This is a genomic window from Desulfovibrio subterraneus (assembly GCF_013340285.1).
Classification (GTDB): Bacteria; Desulfobacterota; Desulfovibrionia; order Desulfovibrionales; family Desulfovibrionaceae; genus Halodesulfovibrio; species Halodesulfovibrio subterraneus.
The window spans coordinates 479,135-497,707 of record NZ_BLVO01000013.1 but is presented as its reverse complement, the minus strand read 5'-3'; the positions used below and the strand labels follow the sequence as shown (position 1 = coordinate 497,707).

Here is an 18,573-nt window from a genome sequence, read left to right as displayed (position 1 = left end):
ATTCTATCCGGTAAGTGGTTAGCCGACCAGAGCGCCCTGCAGTTCTTCGGTGGTGAAGTCCCAAACAACGTTATGGGGAGCCAGCTTTTCCTTCATCATGAAGGCGGGCAGCTGGTCGTCTTCCTTGGTGAAACCGGCAGCACGGTTGAAGGCCAGTTCGTCCTTCAGGGTGCTGATGCCCAGCCCGCCGAAGTCATCGGGAGTGAACTCGATGCCGTGACGTGCGGATACCATGTCGCAGATGACCTGAGCGGCATCGGCAGTATCCAGAACGGCAAAGGCAACGAAGAGACACAGGCCGAGCGCATCAACGGTGGCGGTTGCAATCTGCAGGGCCTTGGAGGTTTCTACCTGTCCCTGCTTGCCCAGCGGGTTCACATCGCCGCCGACCTTGAGCAGGTTCTGGCAGATGGCGTAGCCGGCAGTATGGTCCGCACCCATGGTGGTGGTGGCGTAGGTAACGCCGATACCCTTGGCTGCGCGCGGATCGTATGCAGGCATGGACTGTCCCTTGACCGTAGGCACGCGGTCAACGCCGAATGCCTGAGCGGCAAAGTCCACACCGCTGCCGATGATCTTGCCGAGGTAGTCGTTCTTGTCCAGAATGCGATACAGCATCTTGTGGGCTGCAACACCGTCGCCCCACGGAATCACGCCACCGTCCATGGCAATGGCCACGGCGTTACCGGTCTCGATGGTATCGAGGCCAAGATCGTCACAGGCGCGGTCCAGAGCGGCAATCTGGTCAATATCCTTGATAAGGGAGTTACCGCCGAAGGCCCACACGGTTTCATATTCGAAGCCGGAGGTAACGTATTCGCCCTTTTCATCCACGTAGTTCTGGGAACACTGGATGATGCACCCTGCATGGCAGCCTTCCTTGGTCTTGCCGCCGCGCTTGGTGATGAGTTCCGCAATCTTTTCACCGGAAATTTCCGATACGTGGTCACAGCGGCCACCGCGGAAGTTCTTGGTGGGGAAAGCGCCAGCTTCGTTCACGATGTTCACCAGCACTGCAGTACCGAATCCGGGCAGCCCTTCACCGGTAACAGGGTGGGAACGCAGAATTTCTGCCCAGCGCTTGGAAGCTACCTTGAACTTTTCTTCATCGGCGTAGCCACAGCGTTCGCCACCGGCATCGTCCACGACAATGGCCTTGATTCTCTTGGAACCCATGACTGCGCCAAGACCGCCACGGCCGGCGGCACGTGCGGGACGTCCCCACGGGTCGGAGAACTGGATGGAGGCAGCGGTCAGGCAGGCTTCACCGGCAGGTCCGATAAGCATGCTGCAGGCCTTCTTGCCGTACTTGTCCATGAGGTAATCCATGGAATCATACGTGCCCTTGCCCACGATGGGAGCGGCGTCTTCAAACACAACGCCGTCCTTGGTGATGATGATGTTGCAGAAGTCGGCATCATCAGCGGGCTTGTCTTCCAGCACCATGGCCAGAATGTCCAGTCGGGCCAGCTTCTGACAGAAGTTACCGCCGGAGTTGGATTCCTTGATGGTGCCGGTAAGGGGCGACTTGGCGCCTACGGAAATACGGCCGGAGTTTGCAGCGGCAGTGCCGGAAAGAAGACCGATTGCAGCAACGATCTTGTTATCCGCACTCAATGCGTGCGTATCGGCAGGCACTTCATTAAGTACAAGATGGGACGTAAGCCCACGACCGCCCATACCGGCGTACTTGCCGGGCTCTTCGAAGCGATAGGAACGGTCTCTGGTATTTATTCTGAGAATCTTGGACATGGCATTTACCTCTAGACCAGTTTTGCGAAGATGCGCACCCCACACCTTCAGTGCAGTATGTATTTGCTACCACGAAAAACATGATATACAGACCAAAGTAACGGCAACATATACCATTTTTTGAGCCTGTTCTACAGTTTATTATATTTCACTTACTGTGTGTTACAGTAACAAAGCGTCATTAAAACCCCTCAAAAGAACACATTCAAACCAAGAATGACTAAAAATGACCTACACAGAATTATTCTTACAAACAACGGCCAACGGACTGCGGCATTGGAGCTACATACTCCAGCACGGAGTGCAGGTACGCACCCCCGTGAACCTGAGCGTACGTCAGGTGCTTGAAGAAGCGTTCGCTATCCCTCATGACTATGTTGAAGACCGGATACAGACAGTCTTTGTGGACGGTATGCCGGTGGACAACATTGACACTGCAGTGGTGCACAACGGCGCACGCATGGGACTGGCAGCCGCACTGCCCGGTGCCGCAGGCATTGCCATGCGCCGCAACAGCCCCTACGCCGCGCTTCGCGGAGACATAACCCGCAAGGCGGAAGTTGCCGCGCAGACAGAAGATGGGAGCATAACCCTGCTGCTGTTCAATCTCATCATGCATGAACAGGGTGAGCGCTTTCTGAACCGTGGAGTGGAATCTGTTGCATGGCGTATTGCCAAGCTGCTCAAGGAGCATCCGGAAGGCGAGAAGCTCGTCATTGCAGCACCGGCTGAAGCAACCGACATGGACACGCTTGAGGATTGGCTGCAAAAAAACCCGGAAGCGACAGTACGCCTCCGGGTTGAGCAATCGGAATAATCCGTTTTGCGATCGGTCTGACGGAACCGGCAAGCCCTAGAGGCTAGTCGGTACCCCGTTCGTAACCGGGCAGCACGATGGAACCGGAATCCTGCGAGCCGGAGGCCTTGGGACAGTCCTTCTGCAGGTAGCAAATTTCGCATGCGCCCTTGAAGGGGTAATGCGTGATAATGGCAAACTTGCGGGAAAGCATGGTTCCCTGCTCGTTGTAGGGGCAGCCTTCCTCTTCCATGGCGTCTACCAGTGCATCGGTAGGCTTGGGGGCAGGTGCACAGCCGGCGTCCTGCACCTCGGGAATGAGCTGGTTCAGGGCGCACATCACCATAACCTGGGCAAGGCTTCCTGCAAGATAGGCGCTTGAGGGGGATTCGTCCCAGATGTTGTCCACATCCGCTTCCACCTCATCGCCCAGCCATACGGCCAGATACTGAATCTTGCCTACTTTAAGCTTGCGCGCACTGAGGTGCGGAGCCCACTTTTCCCAAAGCTGGCACATGAGATCCATGGTCTTGCCATCAACGCGAGATTCCTGACTCACGCTCATGAGCAGTTCCATATCCAGATACGGTCGTACTTCCATTGCTTCACTGGTATAATCGGCCATATGTAATCCCCGGCTTTCGTTTATGGTTGAAGTCGCGGAGACTTTGCGGCATTCCCGCCCGTACGTCAAGCCACAAGCATGGCTCCGCCCGCGCCCTGCGCCGCTTGCGGCCCCTGCATGAGCACGCTCTTTACTTAAGGCTCTGCCTGCCCTATCATATGATGAGCATGGCGTCCGGTCACAAAACTCCGGACCACGCTTCCGCCCCTCATACCGAAGGCCGGAAGCTCTCGCCGACAACAAACAGGACAAGCTCTCACGATGCCTCTCCCGCCCGTCATACCTGAAAAGATCAGGCAGTCGGAAGACCTGATAGTGCGCTCCCTCCTCCTTATGGGACTGGAAGGAGCCAAACGCCTGCCGTTTAGCCACCGCCCTTACACCTCTTTGCAGGACGACACGGCTATCATCATAGGCGACATGGTTGCGGACGCAGAGGCACGATGGGATGCGGGATTCGTGGCCCGTTCACGGGCCGGGCAACTCCCTGCCGCCGGACCGCTCGCACAGCAGACCCCGCTGGTCGCTCCGGAAAGAACATCCGGCCGTTTGCTGGATTCGACGTCCTGACCTACAAAACCGGGTGCCGCCTGCTTTCGCGGCCATCTGCCGCAATCACACCGAAAGGAGACTACATGGGCAAGGGATACAAACTCCCCGCACGAATTCGATACGAATACGAAATGGAAAAAGAGGCCAAACTGAAATACGCCCACGGCGTATGGGGCGGCGTGAATCCCCATGGCGAAATAGAATTGAATTTCTATACCGAGAGCGACAAACTGCCCACGGTTTCAGAACGCATAATCGCACCCGATGGCAGCATCGGACACGAAATGATTCCCGTGGAAAGCGAACAGAAGGTTGTCATCCGCGACATCCACTCCCGTATTGTCATGAATTACAACACCGCCCGGGCCATGTACGACTGGCTTGATGAAAAGCTTACCGCGCTTGAAGCGGAATGGGATGCAACCGGAACAGGCCCCATGTTCGACGGTCCCGAGACAGGTGGACTGGAGCAGTAGCTCACGTTAAATCATTTTGAGTTTTATTCGCCTCCGGACATTGAGCCGTTGGCGACCCTTGCGAGCCTTACGGATAAAGAGATCGGAGATGGGCAGGGGGACAATCCCGTTTTGCTCTCATCATTCGCAAGCCTCGAAGACTCTGCTAACGACTGAAGGCCTGCGCCCTGTATAAGCGATATATTTCCGTTTTATCGCTTCAGCTTCGATTTAATGAAGTCTGTTTTCGAAATACGGAACTTGCCATAACATTAAAACGCCTCCCTTGCGGGAGGCGTTTCAGGTTAATGACAAACCTTCGTTTTCAGTAACCCCATACTCCTGTTAAGCCGGAACTGAGGTCCAAAAACGGACTTTCATCACGTATACGAGGTGCAGGAACGTCAGGTTCCTGCCCGCCGGAGGCGAAAAAACTAAAAAATGACTTTGTCAGCAGCCTGACCATTCCGGCACTCTACCGGCGGAGCTTTCTCCGCACTACGGCTGTTACCGGTGCAAGCATGTCCGGAGCCAGAATACGCACCACCACAGCATACACAAGGCAGAAAAGCAGACCGCTCACACCGAGCGCCATGAATGCTCCGAACAAGGGCGATTCAGGGAACAGCAAGGCCACACGCCCCACTCCCCACCATGCAGCAGCAGCGGCAGGCAGGCTCAGCACCACCGCTTTGAAAAGCGCGGCGGATACCCCCGCAAAGGCATCGCCACCAAAACGCCGCCGCCACACGGATGACAGCATCAGCGTATACAGCACTACAGAGCAGGTTCCCGCAAGGGCCACGCCGAATGCGCCCAGCACCTTTGCAAACCACCAATAGGCAGGCAGAGCCAACACGGTTGCCACGGTGCCGACCACGGCAGGCGTTACCGTATCCTTATGGGCGTAGAAGGCACGCCCCACAATCTGCTGAATGCCCCAGAAGGCCACGGCAGCCAGCATAATCTGCAACAACGGCGTCGCGCCGAGCGTCTGCTCCGCACCAAAACCGCCCTGCTGGAAAATGAGACGAAGAGTCGGTTCCGAAGCGGCTATCATCCATGCGGACAACGGCACGATGATCAGCATGGTATTGCGCAGCGCCGAATTGAGCGTGGTGTTGAACTGTTCCGTCTCCCGCTTGGCCACAAGGGCCGCAAGAAACGGGTAAGAGGCAACACCGGCCGCCTGCGCCACAACGCCCACCGGCACCTGCATGATGCGTCGTGCGTAATTGAGCAGGCTCACTGCCCCGTCGCCGGTCAATGACCCGAAAATGCGGACAAACTGCTCATCCAGCACCACGATGGACTGCCCTATCATCAGGGGCAGGGCCAGCAGCATGAAGCGGCGCACGCCCGAATGCCGGAAGCAGGGAAACAGCCGCATACCGCCACCGGAGTATACAGCAAGAAGCGGCAGCAGAAAGCTGCCCACCACCGCACCGCCCAGCACGCCCCAGCAAAAGCCTTCCATACCGGAATCTATCATCAGCCAGCCGCCCAGAATGATGCAGGCGTTATACACAAGCGGGGTCAACGCAGGCACAGAAAATTGTCTGCGCATGTACAGCACACCCGAAAGGCAGGCGCCCATGAGAAAAAACACCTGTGCGGGCAGAATGATCCGCAAAAAGTGCGCAAGACGGCCGAGAGAATGTGCATCAAAACCCGGTGCAGCCACCTTTGCCAGCCAGGGGGCGGCTATCCATGCCACGCCCGTGAGCAGACTCGCCACCACCGCCACCCAGCAAAGCACGGCGGAAAGAAAACGCCAGCCTTCCTGCTCATCGAGTTCAAAATATTCAGCCAGCAGCGGAATAAGGGTGATGGAAAAATACCCTCCGGCGAGCAGGTAATTCAGAAAATCCGGAATGACGAACGACGTGAAATATATATCCGACTCCACGGTGGCACCGTGGTAATAGGAAATGAATTTATCGCGGATAAGCCCCATGAAACGTGAAAGAAACACGCTTCCGGCCATGATGAGGGCAGCTGTTCCCATACGGTGCCGCCCGGTTAAAATGCCCATCGGCAATTGATCTCCTTGCTGCGGTGTGCGTTGCTGGTTTCTGCCTATACCATCGGCTTTGGAAAGACCAGCGGAGGGGTTGATAGTGGTACTAGCAGCAACTACATTTTTGTGAAGAGCTTGAGAAAAAGTAGTTCTCAAAAGTACAACTAAATCAGTTTTTTCATTTCTTAATTAGCTGATAATATTACTATATGTTTTTTTCCACATTTCCTTGTTGACATCAGGAAACCATTTTCCTACAAGCAGGCAACAGCACTCATGACGAGGACGCGAGGGAATGGCCCGTTGACCGTCCGGCAACCTGCTCAGGCAAGGTGCCAAAGCCGAACCATGCGAGACATGGACCATGAGGCCGGATTCTGCAAAGCAATCGGCCTCTCGGCATGAGAGGTCGTTTTTTCTTGGCGGCCTCGAAATTGCGATGCAAGCCAATGCATACCAAGTGCTGCAGACTGAATACGGAGACTACGGCGGGCGGATTTATGACTTATTGCGCGCCCACCGAAGCGGACTTTCCGCTTGAACAACAATGACAGCTAAAACGTCGGTCAGATTGTCCGATCGCCGGTGGCGCACCCGCACCGGAAGGGAGAACGTACATGCTTACTTTTCTGGAACGCCTGAACACCTGCCCCAAGGCAACCATCAGCTTTCTCTACCACGACAACGGCAAGAGCCCCATGCCCAAGGAGTATAGCGATCCTCTGACGCTTCTTGGCGACATCAAGCTGCTCAAGCTCAGTCCCGCCCAGCAGGACGAACTGCGAAGTGCCGTTCGTAACGACCTGTCCACAGCGGGCGCTGAAGAAATATGGCGAACCCGTGCCTTCCGCAAGAACGTGATCCATTCGTTCGGTTCCATCGTGTAGCAATTGCCTGCATACATGCGAAAGGCCGGACAATTGTCCGGCCTTTTTTTACGCATATGGCGGCGATGTCTTACATGAACCCCATGTCGGCCAACACGCCAGGCAGTTCCGAATAGTTGTGAATGGTCCGGTAGCGGTCACCCTTGCGCACATCAGGCGAGCCAAGGTTCAGCCACACGGCGTGCATACCCACGTTGGCCGCACCCCACACGTCGTCCATGTAGTTGTCGCCAACCATGACAACCTGCGAAGGCTGCATTCCCAGATCAGAAAGCACATACCGCCAGAAGTCGGGCCACGGCTTGGGCCTGCCCACACGCCTGTAAGTATAGATTCTGTCAATAAACGCCCCCACCCCGATGGTATCGAGTGAGGCACGTACCTCGTCGTCTTCGGATTCCGATGCGTTAGAAGCAAGCCCTATAGTCCACGAAGAACGGAGCGCCTGAACCGCATCAAGAACTCCCTCCACCGCTGGAACATGCGACCAGCCTCTTCCCGCTCCCATATAATAGGGCATGGACGTCATGAGCGTCCCGCCCCAGTCAAACAAAATTGCTCTGTCTTTCATTGCTCTCCCCCTGCAAGATGCATGGCGCGGCTTTACCGCATCCGTGTCATGCCTTGCAAGCGGGAAAAGGGCAACCGGCCCGATCTACCTTACCAACTTGCACAAAGGAACCACGCACGCTCTTACAGGATCAGCGTGCGCGGGCCCGCTCCGAGGCTACCATGTTCTCAAGGCCGAACTTCTTGATCTTGTAGCCCATCTGCCGCGCGGTTATACCCAGCACCTCCGCTGCCCGGTACTGAATCCAGCCGGTGCGGCGAAGCGCGCTCACCACTTCATTGCGTTCCATATCCTTGAGCGAAGGGCTGACAGCCCCCCCCTTGGCCCCCATGCGGGCACCTTCCACCGCACCGAGAAGCGGCAGCAGCATACCCGCGCTTATATTGCCGCCGTCGGTCATGGCCACAAGGCTTTCAACCACTGCTTCCATCTCCCGCACATTGCCGGGCCACTCGTAGCGGCGCAGCACCTCAAGTGCGTCCATGCCGAAACGCAGATGCCTGCCATATTCCCGAGCGGCCTTTGCGATGAGATGATTCAGTATGGCTTCCACATCCTCCCTGCGCTCCCGCAGAGGCGGAACATGGATAACCATTCTGCCGGAAAGGCAATCGTACAGATCGGGACAAACACCGCCCTGCTGAACAAGCTGCGCCACATCAGGCCCGCACAGGGCAAGCACACGCACATTCACACGCCGCACAAGGCGGGTGCCGGGGCGCTCTATGCCCTGCCCCTGCAACACACCCAGAAGCTTGGCCTGCAGGTCACGCGGGAGCAATGTCACATTTTCCAGACATGCGGTTCCTTCATGGGCAGCTTCCATCCGCTCGACAAAATGGCTGGTAATGCTGTCCTGCGAGGGCGCCCTACCGCCATTCCAGTTCTGGCGCCCCTGCGGACGGGAAAACGCGCGGCAGTCAATGCGGACGAACGGCTGGCGTGCACGTTCGGAAAAATCATGTATAAGACCGGCCAGCAAAGCACGCCCGACTCCATCCTCACCCTGCAGGAGCACCGGGGTATCCGAAGCGGCCGCCTGTTCCATAAGGCACTCCACATCTGCCATGACCGGACTGCGCGAGATCATGTGCGTTCGCTGCGAATCCTGCGAAACACGATACCGCAGAGCGGCGTTTTCACGCTTCAGCGCCTCCACCTTCTCCGTCACAGAGTCGTTCAGGCTGACAAACTGCCCTACAAGCCCGGCCACGGTTTCCAGAAAGGCAAGGTCCGCATCCATCGCGAGAGGAGAATCGAAAAGCCTGTTCACCATCAGAAGCCCAGCTTCGCGACCATGAACGAACACAGGCACTCCGAGCAGCGCCACCTTCTGACGTGTTATACGACGGGCAACAGCACCATCCAGAAACAGGGGAGTTCCCTGTCCTTCCATGATGACAAAGGCCTGCCCCTTGGACACGGCGCGGATGATGTCTGCATCCGACCCGCCCCAGCCTCTGCGGGCCTGATCGCGCGGGGTCCGGTCATAGGATACGCATGAAGCGACGCCTCCCCGGTCACGCTCCAGCAAAACTATGCTGCCGTGTCCCATGGAAAGCCGTGTTCCCAGAATGGCAAGAATATCGTGCAATGCGCTCTCCAACCGGAGCGCCCTGCCGATGATGCTGCCAATTTCGGCCAGTATCGTGAGCTTTATGGAATCGGATGTTTCGTTCATGCACAGCCCCAAGCAAAGGGAATGCCGAAACGGCAACTGCCTACAAATTTGTATATCTATCAGACTGTTAGCAAAACACCGTGAAAACACTACCGATTCCGAAGCCACATTTGTTGTTATTAAAGTACAAAAATGTTAATTTATACAATTTATAATTATCATTTTTGTAAAAACAACCACTAACACGTGCCATCACTACATTGGCGGGGAGTTCAGAGCAAATCAGTCGGGTTTTCACCTGTTTTATCGCACAAAGGATGTAATACAAATTTGTCATTTTATACATTGCGGCAACATTACGGCAACATTACGGCAACATTGCGGCCCAATGCCGCATTCCCCCGCGGCATCTTCAACGCAAAAAGCCGGACAGATGCCCGGCTTTTGTAATTTCCAGTCACCGGACAGCCTGCAACGCTGCTCCGGCTATCCGTACTGTCAGCGCAGGTCCAGTGATTCACGAATACCTATGGCCGTGGGGGTCGTGCACAGACCACCAAGGTTGGTACAGCGGAATTCGCCGGGCAGCATCTTGCCCACCCGGAGCATGGTGCCGATCACTTCATCCAGCGGAATGACAGGGTCGAATCCCGCCATGACCATGTTGGCGGAAGCAACGGCGTTGGCCGCCCCCATGGTGTTGCGGTTGACACAGGGAATCTCCACCAGCCCTGCAACAGGGTCACATATGAGCCCGAGAAGATTCTGCAGAGCAAGGCCCGCCGCGGCAAAGGCCTGTTCCGCAGTACCGCCGAGCAGCTGCACGGCTGCAGCCGCTGCCATGGCACTGGCTGCTCCCACTTCGGCCTGACAGGCGCACACTTCGGCGGCAAAGGTAGCCTGATGCGCAATGAATACGCCCACGAGACCGGCAACCAGCATGGCTTCCGCCTCTGCTTCAGCCAAAGTGTCCGGTGACAGCGCAAGGCTCTCGGCCAGAGACAGAACCACCGCGGGGAGTATCCCGCAGGAACCGGCAGTGGGCGCAGCCACCACAATGCCGCCGGAACTGTTATATTCCATGATGGCCGTGGCGATGACCATACCCCGGTTCATGATGCCAAGGTCTGCAAGCCGTACTTCGGAAACGGCACGGGCCATCTGTGCCGCTTTGGGCTTGAGAAACCCCGTGACGGGCAGTTCCTTTTCCATACCCATTGCGGCAGCCTGACGCATGACGCGCACAACATCCGTCATGCGGGACAGGATGGCAGCGTGCGAATCTCCGCTGCGGGCCTTTTCGTAAGCAAATGCCAGTTCAGCGGCGGATACGGCTGCCCCCTTGCAACTCTTCAGCGCCTCACCGGCCGTGAAAAACGGCATATCGTAGCGGAACCGTCCCGGAACAGGCAGCAAAGGATCGAGCCGCGAAATACGGCACCCTTCGTTTTTGCGCAGGGTTTCCGCCACATGCAGCAGATCGGGCGCAAAAGGAGCCTGACCGGTGATCTGCAGCAGGGAACCGGAAGAACCATCCCGCCGCTCTACTCGGCAGCCGAGGACCAGCGCTGTTTCTGCCACGCCTTCCAGCACCTCGCTACGCGGGGACTGTATGAACAGTTCCCAATATTCGCCGGAAACGGAAACGGGGAAGCCATCCATGGCGAAAATCCTGAACATGCCGCCGCCGGTGGATTCCGTGAGAAACTCCCGTTCGCTGCCGCGAGCATCCGTCACTACAATACGGGCGGTATTGGGATGGGGATGGGGGTTGTCCTCGATTTCGAAGGCAAATTCCAGCCCGCGCCTGCCTGCTTCCTGCAGAGAGGCACCCAGCAGTTCGTGCTCCGGCCCGAATCCCAGCAAGCCGCCGATGAACCCTTTATCTGTCCCCTGCCCGCGGTATGTGCCGGGATAGGCACCGTCTTTCTTGAAATGGATGACAGCCCTGCTCACACCGCCCGCAAGCCCGTGAACAGCCCTGCCGATACGGGCAGGACCGGCGGTGTGAGAGCTTGAAGGCCCAGTCATGACTGGCCCTATCACATCATTGAATATGCTGACCGGTTCCGGAAAGGCATTACCCATGCGAACCTCCTGTTAAAAGCCCCTCCAACCGAATCTGGTGGAGGGGCCACTTACTGTATCAAGCTCTTTTCTGCATCCGTGCGAAATAGGCCTGAGCAAGCCCGCCGGTTGATGTCTCCCTGTACAAACTGGGCAGGTCATGCCCTGTCTGGGTCATGACGTGCACCACTTCATCAAAGGGAATGCGATGTGAACCGTCGGAAAGAATGGCCATCTGCCCGCAGGAAAGGGCACGGCTGGCCGCACAGGCGTTACGCTCGATGCAGGGAATCTGCACAAGGCCGTCAACAGGGTCGCAGGTAAGGCCAAGGTGGTGTTCAAGGCCCATCTCCGCCGCGTATTCTATCTGCCGCAGCGAGCCGCCCATGAGCTGGGTGGCGGCAGCGGCAGCCATGGCGCAGGCAGAGCCCACTTCGCCCTGACAGCCCACTTCGGCACCGGAGATAGAGCCGTTGTGCTTGATCACGTTGCCGAACAGACCGGCCGTGGCAAGCGCCCGCAGCACATCCCTGCCGGTAAGCGAGTTGGTCTGCTGCAGGTAGTGCAGCACAGCGGGAACAATGCCGCAGGCACCGCAAGTGGGCGCAGTGACAATGATGCCGCCGGCTGCGTTTTCTTCCGATACCGCCATGGCAAAGGCCGTGAGCAATCCGGACTGCTGCATGTCGGGGCCGGAGAGGCGGGTCTTGCGGTAGTAGCTCCACGCATGGCGGCGCAGGCCGATGGAACCGGGCAGAACCCCCTGCGTATCAAGGCCGCGCTCTATGGCGGCGTGCATGGTCTTCCAGACATCTGCGAGAAAATCCCAGATGTCTACGCCTTCGCAGCGCTCCACGTATTCCCAGTAGGTAATGCCCTTGTCTTCGCAATGCGCCATTATGGCGGCGATATCGGGCAGGTCATAGACGTGATTTCCCGCGTCAGCAGGTTCGCCTTCCTCACGGATGGCTCCACCGCCCACGCTGTACACAGTCCACGAATCCGTCACCTTGCAATCGGCATCAAGCGCCTCGAAGAGCATGCCGTTGGGATGCAGTGGCTGCTTCAGTTCGGGACACCAGACAATCTCTGTGCGTTCCGGTCCCAGAACCTGCTGCACGGCCCAGTCGGTCAGGTGGCCCTTGCCGGTGGCTCCAAGGCTTTCATAAAGATACACCTTGAAAGAAGCGGCAGACCGGTTGCGCTCAAGAAAACGCTCTGCGGCGATCTTGGGCCCCATGGTATGGCTGGACGAAGGACCAACCCCGATGCGGTACAGTTCCCGTATGCTACGCATATCCGTTTATCCTTTGGTCTAGTTGCCCATCAGGTAATGCACGAGAGTCAGAGACACTTCGGGCACATAGGTGGTCAGCAGCAGCGTGGGCAGCCACGCGAAGAGAATGAGATACAAGGTCGGCTTGAGCATTTCGGTCACGGGTGCGCCGGAAATGCGGCCCGAGAGATAAAGCAAGGGAGCTGTGGGCGGGGTTACGTTACCCATGCCGAGGTTCACGCCCATGATGGCGGCAAACTGGATGGGGTCCACACCGAGCTTCATGATCAGCGGCACAAGAATGGGGGTGCCGAGCAGCACGCCGGAAACGTCGTCCATGAGCATGCCCATGATGAGCATGAACACGTTGATCATGAGCAGCAGCACGAACTTGTTGTCAGAAATGGAGGTCAGCACGTGCATGATCTGATCGGGCAGGTTTTCCATGATGTACAGGCGGGACAGAATCATAACCGCGAACATCATGGCCATAATAACGCCGGTGGTGGTGGCGGATTCAATCAGGGTGTACATCAGGTTCTTGGCCTTCAGGCCGCGGTACACGAACATGGCCACAGGAACGGCGTACAGCACGGCAACAGCTGCTGCTTCCGTGGGGGTCATGATACCGCCGTAGATGCCGCCGAGAATGATCACGGGCATCATGAGGGCGGGAGAAGCCTTGGCGCTCTTGCTGACAAAGGTCTTGGCCGTGGTGGCCATGTCCATACTGGGCGATACGGCGATATCCTTGTTGTTGCGCAGCAGGAACAGGTTAACCAGGCTGAGCAGAACGGTCAGAATGACACCGGGAACGAAGGCAGCGAGGAAGCAGGCAAGAACGGACTGGTTGCCCATCCATGCGTACAGAATCATCAGCATGCTCGGGGGAATGAGAATGCCTAAAACGCCGGAGCTTGCGAGCAGCGCGGCGGAATGTCCCATGGGGTATCCGGCCTGCTTCAGCTTGGGCATCATGATGGAGCCGATACAGGAAACAGTGGCGGAAGAAGAACCGGTAACCGCGCCGAAGATGGCACAGGTAACAACGGTAACCACGCCCAGACCGCCACGGATGCGGCCTGCGATGGTATCGACCACGTCCACCAGCCTGTCGCCTATGCCGCCCTTGTCCATAACGCCTCCCGCCATGATGAACAGCGGAATGGTAAGCAGAACAATGGAGTTCATCTTGGCAAAGCCGTACGGCAGCAGGAAGCCGGGATCATACCCGCCTGCAAAAATCAGATAGGCACCGGAACCGAAGAAGGCAAAGGGAATGGGCACGCCGATGAACAGCGTGAACATGAGAATACCTATTGCGATTGCGACTGTCATTTCCATTCCCTCCTAACGTTCCACACGGGCCAGACGCACGTGGGCGGCAACGTCCTGCACAAGGTAGACAACCTGATACATGGACATGAGAACAAATCCCAGACCTACCGCGATATGCGGGATGAGCATGGGCAGACGGAACACCGGAGACTTGGGCCCCATCTGCACGCCCCACATCACGAACTGCAGCGCCCATACGGTAACCAGCAGACAGATTGCAGTGGAGATGAAATCCTTGAAAAGCTGCGCCATACGGCAACGCTTTTCATCAGTGATGTAGCAGGTGAGAATATCGGCAGAAATCTGGCTGCGCTCGCGGCTGCCCTGAGCCGCACCCATGAAATAGAGCCAGAAGGCAAGCATCTGAATAAGTTCTTCCGCGCCGTAGAAGTCGGAACCGAAAATATATCGTGCGACCACGGCAATGCAGATCATGACCACGATACAAATGCTGGTTGTGGCCATAATGATCTTCTGGAACTTGTTCAGCCCCTTCCAGAAGAATTGCACGGGATTGAATTTGGTGGCGATCACTGTTTTTTCCCCTTTGATCGGGATGCGAACCGGTTTGAAAGAAGGTGCGGCGGGTACCGGGGGTATTCCGGACACCCGCCGCACGTACTGGGAGTGATGTATCCTGTTACAGATACTGGTCGGGAAACTGGAGGACGTTTAGTTGCTGTAAGAAGCCTTGAGGCCGTTGAGCAGCTCGGGGGTAAGGTTGGCTTCCAGACGCTTCCATGCCTTTTCGCGCACGTAGTTGGCCATGGCTTCCAGCTCCTGGGTGGAGAAGGTCACAACCTCGATACCCATTTCCTGCATCTTCTTGCGGTACATCTGGTCTTCGCTTTCAGCCATCAGGAAGGACTGCTGGCCTTCGTCCACGAATGCCTTTTCGACAACAGCGCGGTCAGCATCTGCAATGCCTTCAAAGGTCTTCTTGTTCATGACGTACTGGGTGGACTCGAAGTTCACGTTGTACTGGTAGAAGTGCTTGATAACGTCGCGGAAGCCCAGGTAGTTCAGGTTGGGCGGGCCACCGAGCCAGCCGTCGACAACGCCGGTCTGCAGGGCGGAATAGGTGTCGGCGTAAGGCAGGGAGGTGGTGCGGAAGCCCAGTTCCTCTGCGCCGAACTTGAATACGTCGAGGCCGGGAACGCGGATCATGTGACCCTTTTCGGTACCGGGAACATTGATGGCTTCAAGGGGCTTGACGGTGCCAACGCCGATGAAACCTTCGCCGAAGTAGCTGAAGAACTTCACGCCGAGCTTGTCATGCATCTTCGCCAGTTCGGTGGGAATGAAAGCGGTGGTGGCGAAAACCTTGCGAATCTGATCGTAGTCGCGTGCGATGTAGGGCAGGAAGCCTACGCCGAGGCGGGAGTCAAACTGGTCGGGCACGGTGATGTGCGCGATGTCGATGGAACCGCGGATGACTTCCTCGTAAATCTGGGAAGCATCGCCGAGCTGGTTGGCGGGGTAGATCTGAATTTCCACACGGCCTTCAGTTTCCTTTTCCACGCGAGCCTTGATGCGCTCGGCAGCCTTTTGAGCCATATGCTCAATGGGGTGCTGGGTGGCAAACTTAAGGGTGATCTTCTCAGCCTTCTTTTCAGCAGGCTTGTCGTTGCACGCGGTCAGACCGAATACGGCTGCCAGACACAGCATTACGGCAACAATACGTTTCATGGTGAACTCCTGAAAAACAGTCGGTTGTTATTGAGCTCCAACGCGGAACTCTTCTCCATACTCATCTTCCCTCAGGCTTGCAGCGCAGCCTGTACGCTCAGGTATCCACGATTGGTGCCAAAGACGGTATATATCATAACCACGGCATGTTATCAGCCCTCCCCGATGGCTGTTCCGTATTTCGGAACCGCACAACGGCTCCCTATGTTCACAAAAGCGGGACACTTCAATCTAATACATGTTCACTAAACCGGGACCATCCCGAACCACAGAACAAAAAACCCGCCTTACAGCGGGTTTTCTCGGTAACGGGGAAGAGGCGCTATTCACACAATTCAGCAGGGGCAAGAGTGAAGGCACACGGCGGGGTCGAGGTTCCCATATAGTTATTGTCCACCTTGGCGGTACAACCGGAATCTTCCATCAGGGCAACATTCCTGTATGAATCGCACAACAGCACAACCACGTTGTCACCTTCCCTGAGCACCTCAAGGCTCATCCTGCCAAAGGGGGTGAGAAGCCCTTTGTCGTGTTCTGTCGCCTTCTCCAGAATCTGGTCGGAGGTCATGGCAGCATCGTTGATATTTTTCAACAAGTCCAAAGGGTGCGCGAAGACAGTCTGAGGAGAAAAACGGACAAGACCACGCTTCGGCATGCCGAAAAGTAACTACTGGTGTTGTTCCTTGCGCCTGCGCAGCCACCATATAACCACCGCATTGCAGATCGCGAGTCCTGTCAGGGCCGGAACAAGAAGGGCAAAACCGGCCTCACTGCCCAGAAATCCGAAAGTCCAGACAAGCTTGAGCACGGCTATGGCGTTTATGACAATCACGCCGATCATGAAGGAACGTTTCCAGAAGGCTGCAGCCAACCCAGCCAGAGACAGGGGAACCAGTAGCGCAATAGCCACCTTCCATGCCGCCCAAGGACCGAGCAGATAGTCCTTTTCTGCCTGCAGTGCCGTAAGTACGGCAGGGGCAACATGTTCGGGAACAGAAAACCAGAACATGCTCGTCAGCAGGGCAAACAGAGTGGCGAAGATTCCGACAAGTGAACGACGGTACGCAAAATAGCAAAATGGAATAAGAAATAACGGCCGGATATACCAACTAAGCACGTTATGATGGCGGGCCCAGGCCCACTCAGCAGCGGTCTGCAGAAAATCCATCACACTCCTCTCTTTTGTGTGAGGTACAAGTGGTCACAGGGCAGCTACTCGCGCACCACCCCGTGCGACTTCATCAGCACATACAGTCGGGTGCGGGAAAGGCCGGACAACCTGCAGGCATCCTTAATGGAACCGTCTGCGACATCCAGAAGGCGCTCAAGATAGGCCTTTTCGATATGATCTATGCAGGCGGTGCGGAATTCCTTGAATCGGGGAATAGTCCCCCTGCGTCCCGCTCCTGTCTCCCCACCCGTTTCCAAATAGCGGGACACGAAATCCGGCTCGGACGCCACCTCTTGCCCTGCGGACTCCACCGCAGTTCCCGTGGAGTCAGCCGGAGATGCAGACGGTGATACCGCCGGAACATCCCCCAACACATCCCCCAATACATCCGCCGAAGAAACCACCGCCGCTCCTCGGACATCCGTTCCGGCCTGTTCCGGCACAACGTCCTGAGCCTGCGGCATTTCTGCCACGCTGCTCTCAAGGGAACAGGTGCGCTGCACCATGCGTCCGGCTGCACGGGCGCGAATGTCCACAGGAAGATGCTCGGGATAAATGGTCTCTTCATCTGCCGCAAAAACCGCCGTGCGCTCCAGCGTCTGCACCAATTCGCGCACGTTACCGGGCCATTCGTAATGCATGAGCAGCGAAAGCAGTTCTTCTGAAAGCTGCTTGGGCTGCCAGCCGTAGCGAGCGCAGATGCCATCCAGATGGTGGCGTGCAAGGGCCGGAACATCCTCAAGCCGCTGCCGCAACGGAGGCACGAGTATGGCGCAGGATTTGAGCCGGTAAAAGAGATCCGTCCGGAAGGTTCCGGCACGGCACATGGATTCAAGGTCGCGGTTGGTGGCTGCTACCAGCCTGAAATCACTGACAAGCTCGCGGGTGGAGCCCACCGGACGATAACGCTTTTCCTGCAGCACACGCAGAAAGGCCCCCTGCATGGCAAGCGGCAGTTCGCCCACTTCATCAAGGAACAGGGTGCCACCGTCGGCCTGCCCCACTACCCCCTGCCGCGAGGCTGTGGCACCGGTAAACGAGCCTTTTACATGGCCGAACAGCTCGCCTTCAACCAGATTGGCGGGAATGGAGGCGCAGTCGAGCACCACAAAGGGGCCGGAGGCCCTGTTGCTGTTCTCGTGCACAGTGCGGGCCACCACTTCCTTGCCGGTACCCGTCTCACCTGTGATGAGCACGCTGGCTTCACCCGTGGCGGCCACAACAAGATTATCCAGCACGGCATGCACGGCGGGACTGTCCCCCACCAGCTTGTCCCGTTTCAGGGAACGCGACTCACCCGGCCTGTGCCGTTCGCGGTATTTGAGCGCCCGGTCCATGGAAAAGGCAATCTGCTTGAGGGTGCTGCCCTTTTCGATGTAGTCCCATGCCCCGTTCTGGATGGCCAGTTCCGCCCCGTCGGGATCACCAAGGCCGGTAATGATGATGACATCGGGCTGCCCTTCCGATTTTCGGATATCCGCAAGGGCATCTATTCCCCTGCCGTCGGGCAGACGCACGTCGAGAAACACCAGATCAATGGGGGTGGAATGCAGCCTGCGCAGCCCATCTCCCAAGGTTCCCGCCGTATAGGGAGCATGCCCTGCGTCTTCCGCCAGCTGGGCTATGATGGTGCTGATGTCCGGGTCATCGTCGATTATCAGGATACGGGCCATTATGTCGTCTCCATCATCATTATCGTCTCTGGCTTATCTGGCGTGACAGTCATGACTGGTTTGCCCTTTACGGCAGGTGC

General features: G+C 57.0%; 17 protein-coding genes and 1 riboswitch. Of the genes, 4 read left to right on the top strand and 13 right to left on the bottom strand.

Going from position 1 to position 18,573, the window contains the following annotated elements; genetic code table 11:
* Positions 1-18 precede the first annotated feature (18 nt).
* A complete protein-coding gene (locus HUV30_RS09155; RefSeq protein WP_174405136.1) occupies positions 19-1,752 on the bottom strand; it encodes an aldehyde ferredoxin oxidoreductase family protein in 1,734 nt (577 codons plus the stop codon).
* A 319-nt stretch (positions 1,753-2,071) separates the two neighbouring features.
* Between HUV30_RS09155 and HUV30_RS09150 the strand changes: the two genes are divergently transcribed.
* A complete protein-coding gene (locus tag HUV30_RS09150) occupies positions 2,072-2,569 on the top strand; it encodes a hypothetical protein (protein WP_174405135.1) in 498 nt (165 codons plus the stop codon).
* Positions 2,570-2,612: 43 nt separating this feature from the next.
* Here the strand turns inward: HUV30_RS09150 and HUV30_RS09145 are convergent, their stop codons facing one another.
* A complete protein-coding gene (locus HUV30_RS09145) occupies positions 2,613-3,173 on the bottom strand; it encodes a hypothetical protein (protein WP_174405134.1) in 561 nt (186 codons plus the stop codon).
* 315 nt (positions 3,174-3,488) lie between these two features.
* Between HUV30_RS09145 and HUV30_RS09140 the strand changes: the two genes are divergently transcribed.
* Positions 3,489-3,743 (top strand): hypothetical protein, encoded by a 255-nt coding sequence (locus HUV30_RS09140; protein WP_174405133.1) that lies wholly within the window; start codon positions 3,489-3,491, stop codon positions 3,741-3,743.
* A gap of 65 nt (positions 3,744-3,808) precedes the next feature.
* Complete coding sequence (locus tag HUV30_RS09135; RefSeq protein WP_174405132.1) at positions 3,809-4,201, top strand: hypothetical protein; 393 nt, start codon at positions 3,809-3,811, stop codon at positions 4,199-4,201.
* Between the two features lie 454 nt (positions 4,202-4,655).
* Here HUV30_RS09135 and murJ read toward each other — a convergent pair whose 3' ends face one another.
* The gene (gene murJ, locus HUV30_RS09130; RefSeq protein WP_174405131.1) at positions 4,656-6,215 is read right to left on the bottom strand and encodes a murein biosynthesis integral membrane protein MurJ; all 1,560 of its coding nucleotides are present in this window, start codon (positions 6,213-6,215) and stop codon (positions 4,656-4,658) included.
* A 256-nt stretch (positions 6,216-6,471) separates the two neighbouring features.
* A riboswitch (SAM riboswitch) is annotated at positions 6,472-6,571 on the top strand.
* Positions 6,572-6,817: 246 nt separating this feature from the next.
* On the opposite strand from murJ, the gene HUV30_RS09125 reads away from it, so the two are divergent.
* Positions 6,818-7,087 (top strand): hypothetical protein, encoded by a 270-nt coding sequence (locus tag HUV30_RS09125; protein ID WP_174405130.1) that lies wholly within the window; start codon positions 6,818-6,820, stop codon positions 7,085-7,087.
* A gap of 70 nt (positions 7,088-7,157) precedes the next feature.
* Here HUV30_RS09125 and HUV30_RS09120 read toward each other — a convergent pair whose 3' ends face one another.
* From HUV30_RS09120 to HUV30_RS09070, 10 genes are all read right to left on the bottom strand, one after another.
* Complete coding sequence (locus HUV30_RS09120) at positions 7,158-7,658, bottom strand: HAD family hydrolase (RefSeq protein WP_174405129.1); 501 nt, start codon at positions 7,656-7,658, stop codon at positions 7,158-7,160.
* A 130-nt stretch (positions 7,659-7,788) separates the two neighbouring features.
* On the bottom strand, positions 7,789-9,339 hold the full coding sequence (locus HUV30_RS09115) for a sigma-54-dependent Fis family transcriptional regulator (RefSeq protein WP_174405128.1): 1,551 nt from the start codon (positions 9,337-9,339) through the stop codon (positions 7,789-7,791).
* 438 nt (positions 9,340-9,777) lie between these two features.
* Positions 9,778-11,367, bottom strand: a complete 1,590-nt coding sequence (locus HUV30_RS09110; RefSeq protein WP_174405127.1) for an L-serine ammonia-lyase, iron-sulfur-dependent, subunit alpha — start codon at positions 11,365-11,367, stop codon at positions 9,778-9,780.
* Positions 11,368-11,425: 58 nt separating this feature from the next.
* On the bottom strand, positions 11,426-12,643 hold the full coding sequence (locus HUV30_RS09105) for an L-serine ammonia-lyase, iron-sulfur-dependent, subunit alpha (RefSeq protein ID WP_174405126.1): 1,218 nt from the start codon (positions 12,641-12,643) through the stop codon (positions 11,426-11,428).
* Positions 12,644-12,661: 18 nt separating this feature from the next.
* Complete coding sequence (locus HUV30_RS09100) at positions 12,662-13,960, bottom strand: TRAP transporter large permease (RefSeq protein WP_243452131.1); 1,299 nt, start codon at positions 13,958-13,960, stop codon at positions 12,662-12,664.
* Between the two features lie 12 nt (positions 13,961-13,972).
* Positions 13,973-14,494, bottom strand: a complete 522-nt coding sequence (locus HUV30_RS09095) for a TRAP transporter small permease (protein ID WP_243452130.1) — start codon at positions 14,492-14,494, stop codon at positions 13,973-13,975.
* 138 nt (positions 14,495-14,632) lie between these two features.
* A complete protein-coding gene (dctP, locus tag HUV30_RS09090; RefSeq protein ID WP_174405124.1) occupies positions 14,633-15,649 on the bottom strand; it encodes a TRAP transporter substrate-binding protein DctP in 1,017 nt (338 codons plus the stop codon).
* Between the two features lie 322 nt (positions 15,650-15,971).
* Positions 15,972-16,217, bottom strand: coding sequence for a hypothetical protein (locus HUV30_RS09085; RefSeq protein WP_174405123.1), 246 nt, complete (start codon positions 16,215-16,217; stop codon positions 15,972-15,974).
* Between the two features lie 99 nt (positions 16,218-16,316).
* A complete protein-coding gene (locus tag HUV30_RS09080; protein WP_174405122.1) occupies positions 16,317-16,658 on the bottom strand; it encodes a hypothetical protein in 342 nt (113 codons plus the stop codon).
* A 203-nt stretch (positions 16,659-16,861) separates the two neighbouring features.
* A complete protein-coding gene (locus tag HUV30_RS09070; protein ID WP_243452129.1) occupies positions 16,862-18,493 on the bottom strand; it encodes a sigma 54-interacting transcriptional regulator in 1,632 nt (543 codons plus the stop codon).
* Positions 18,494-18,573: the final 80 nt, after the last annotated feature.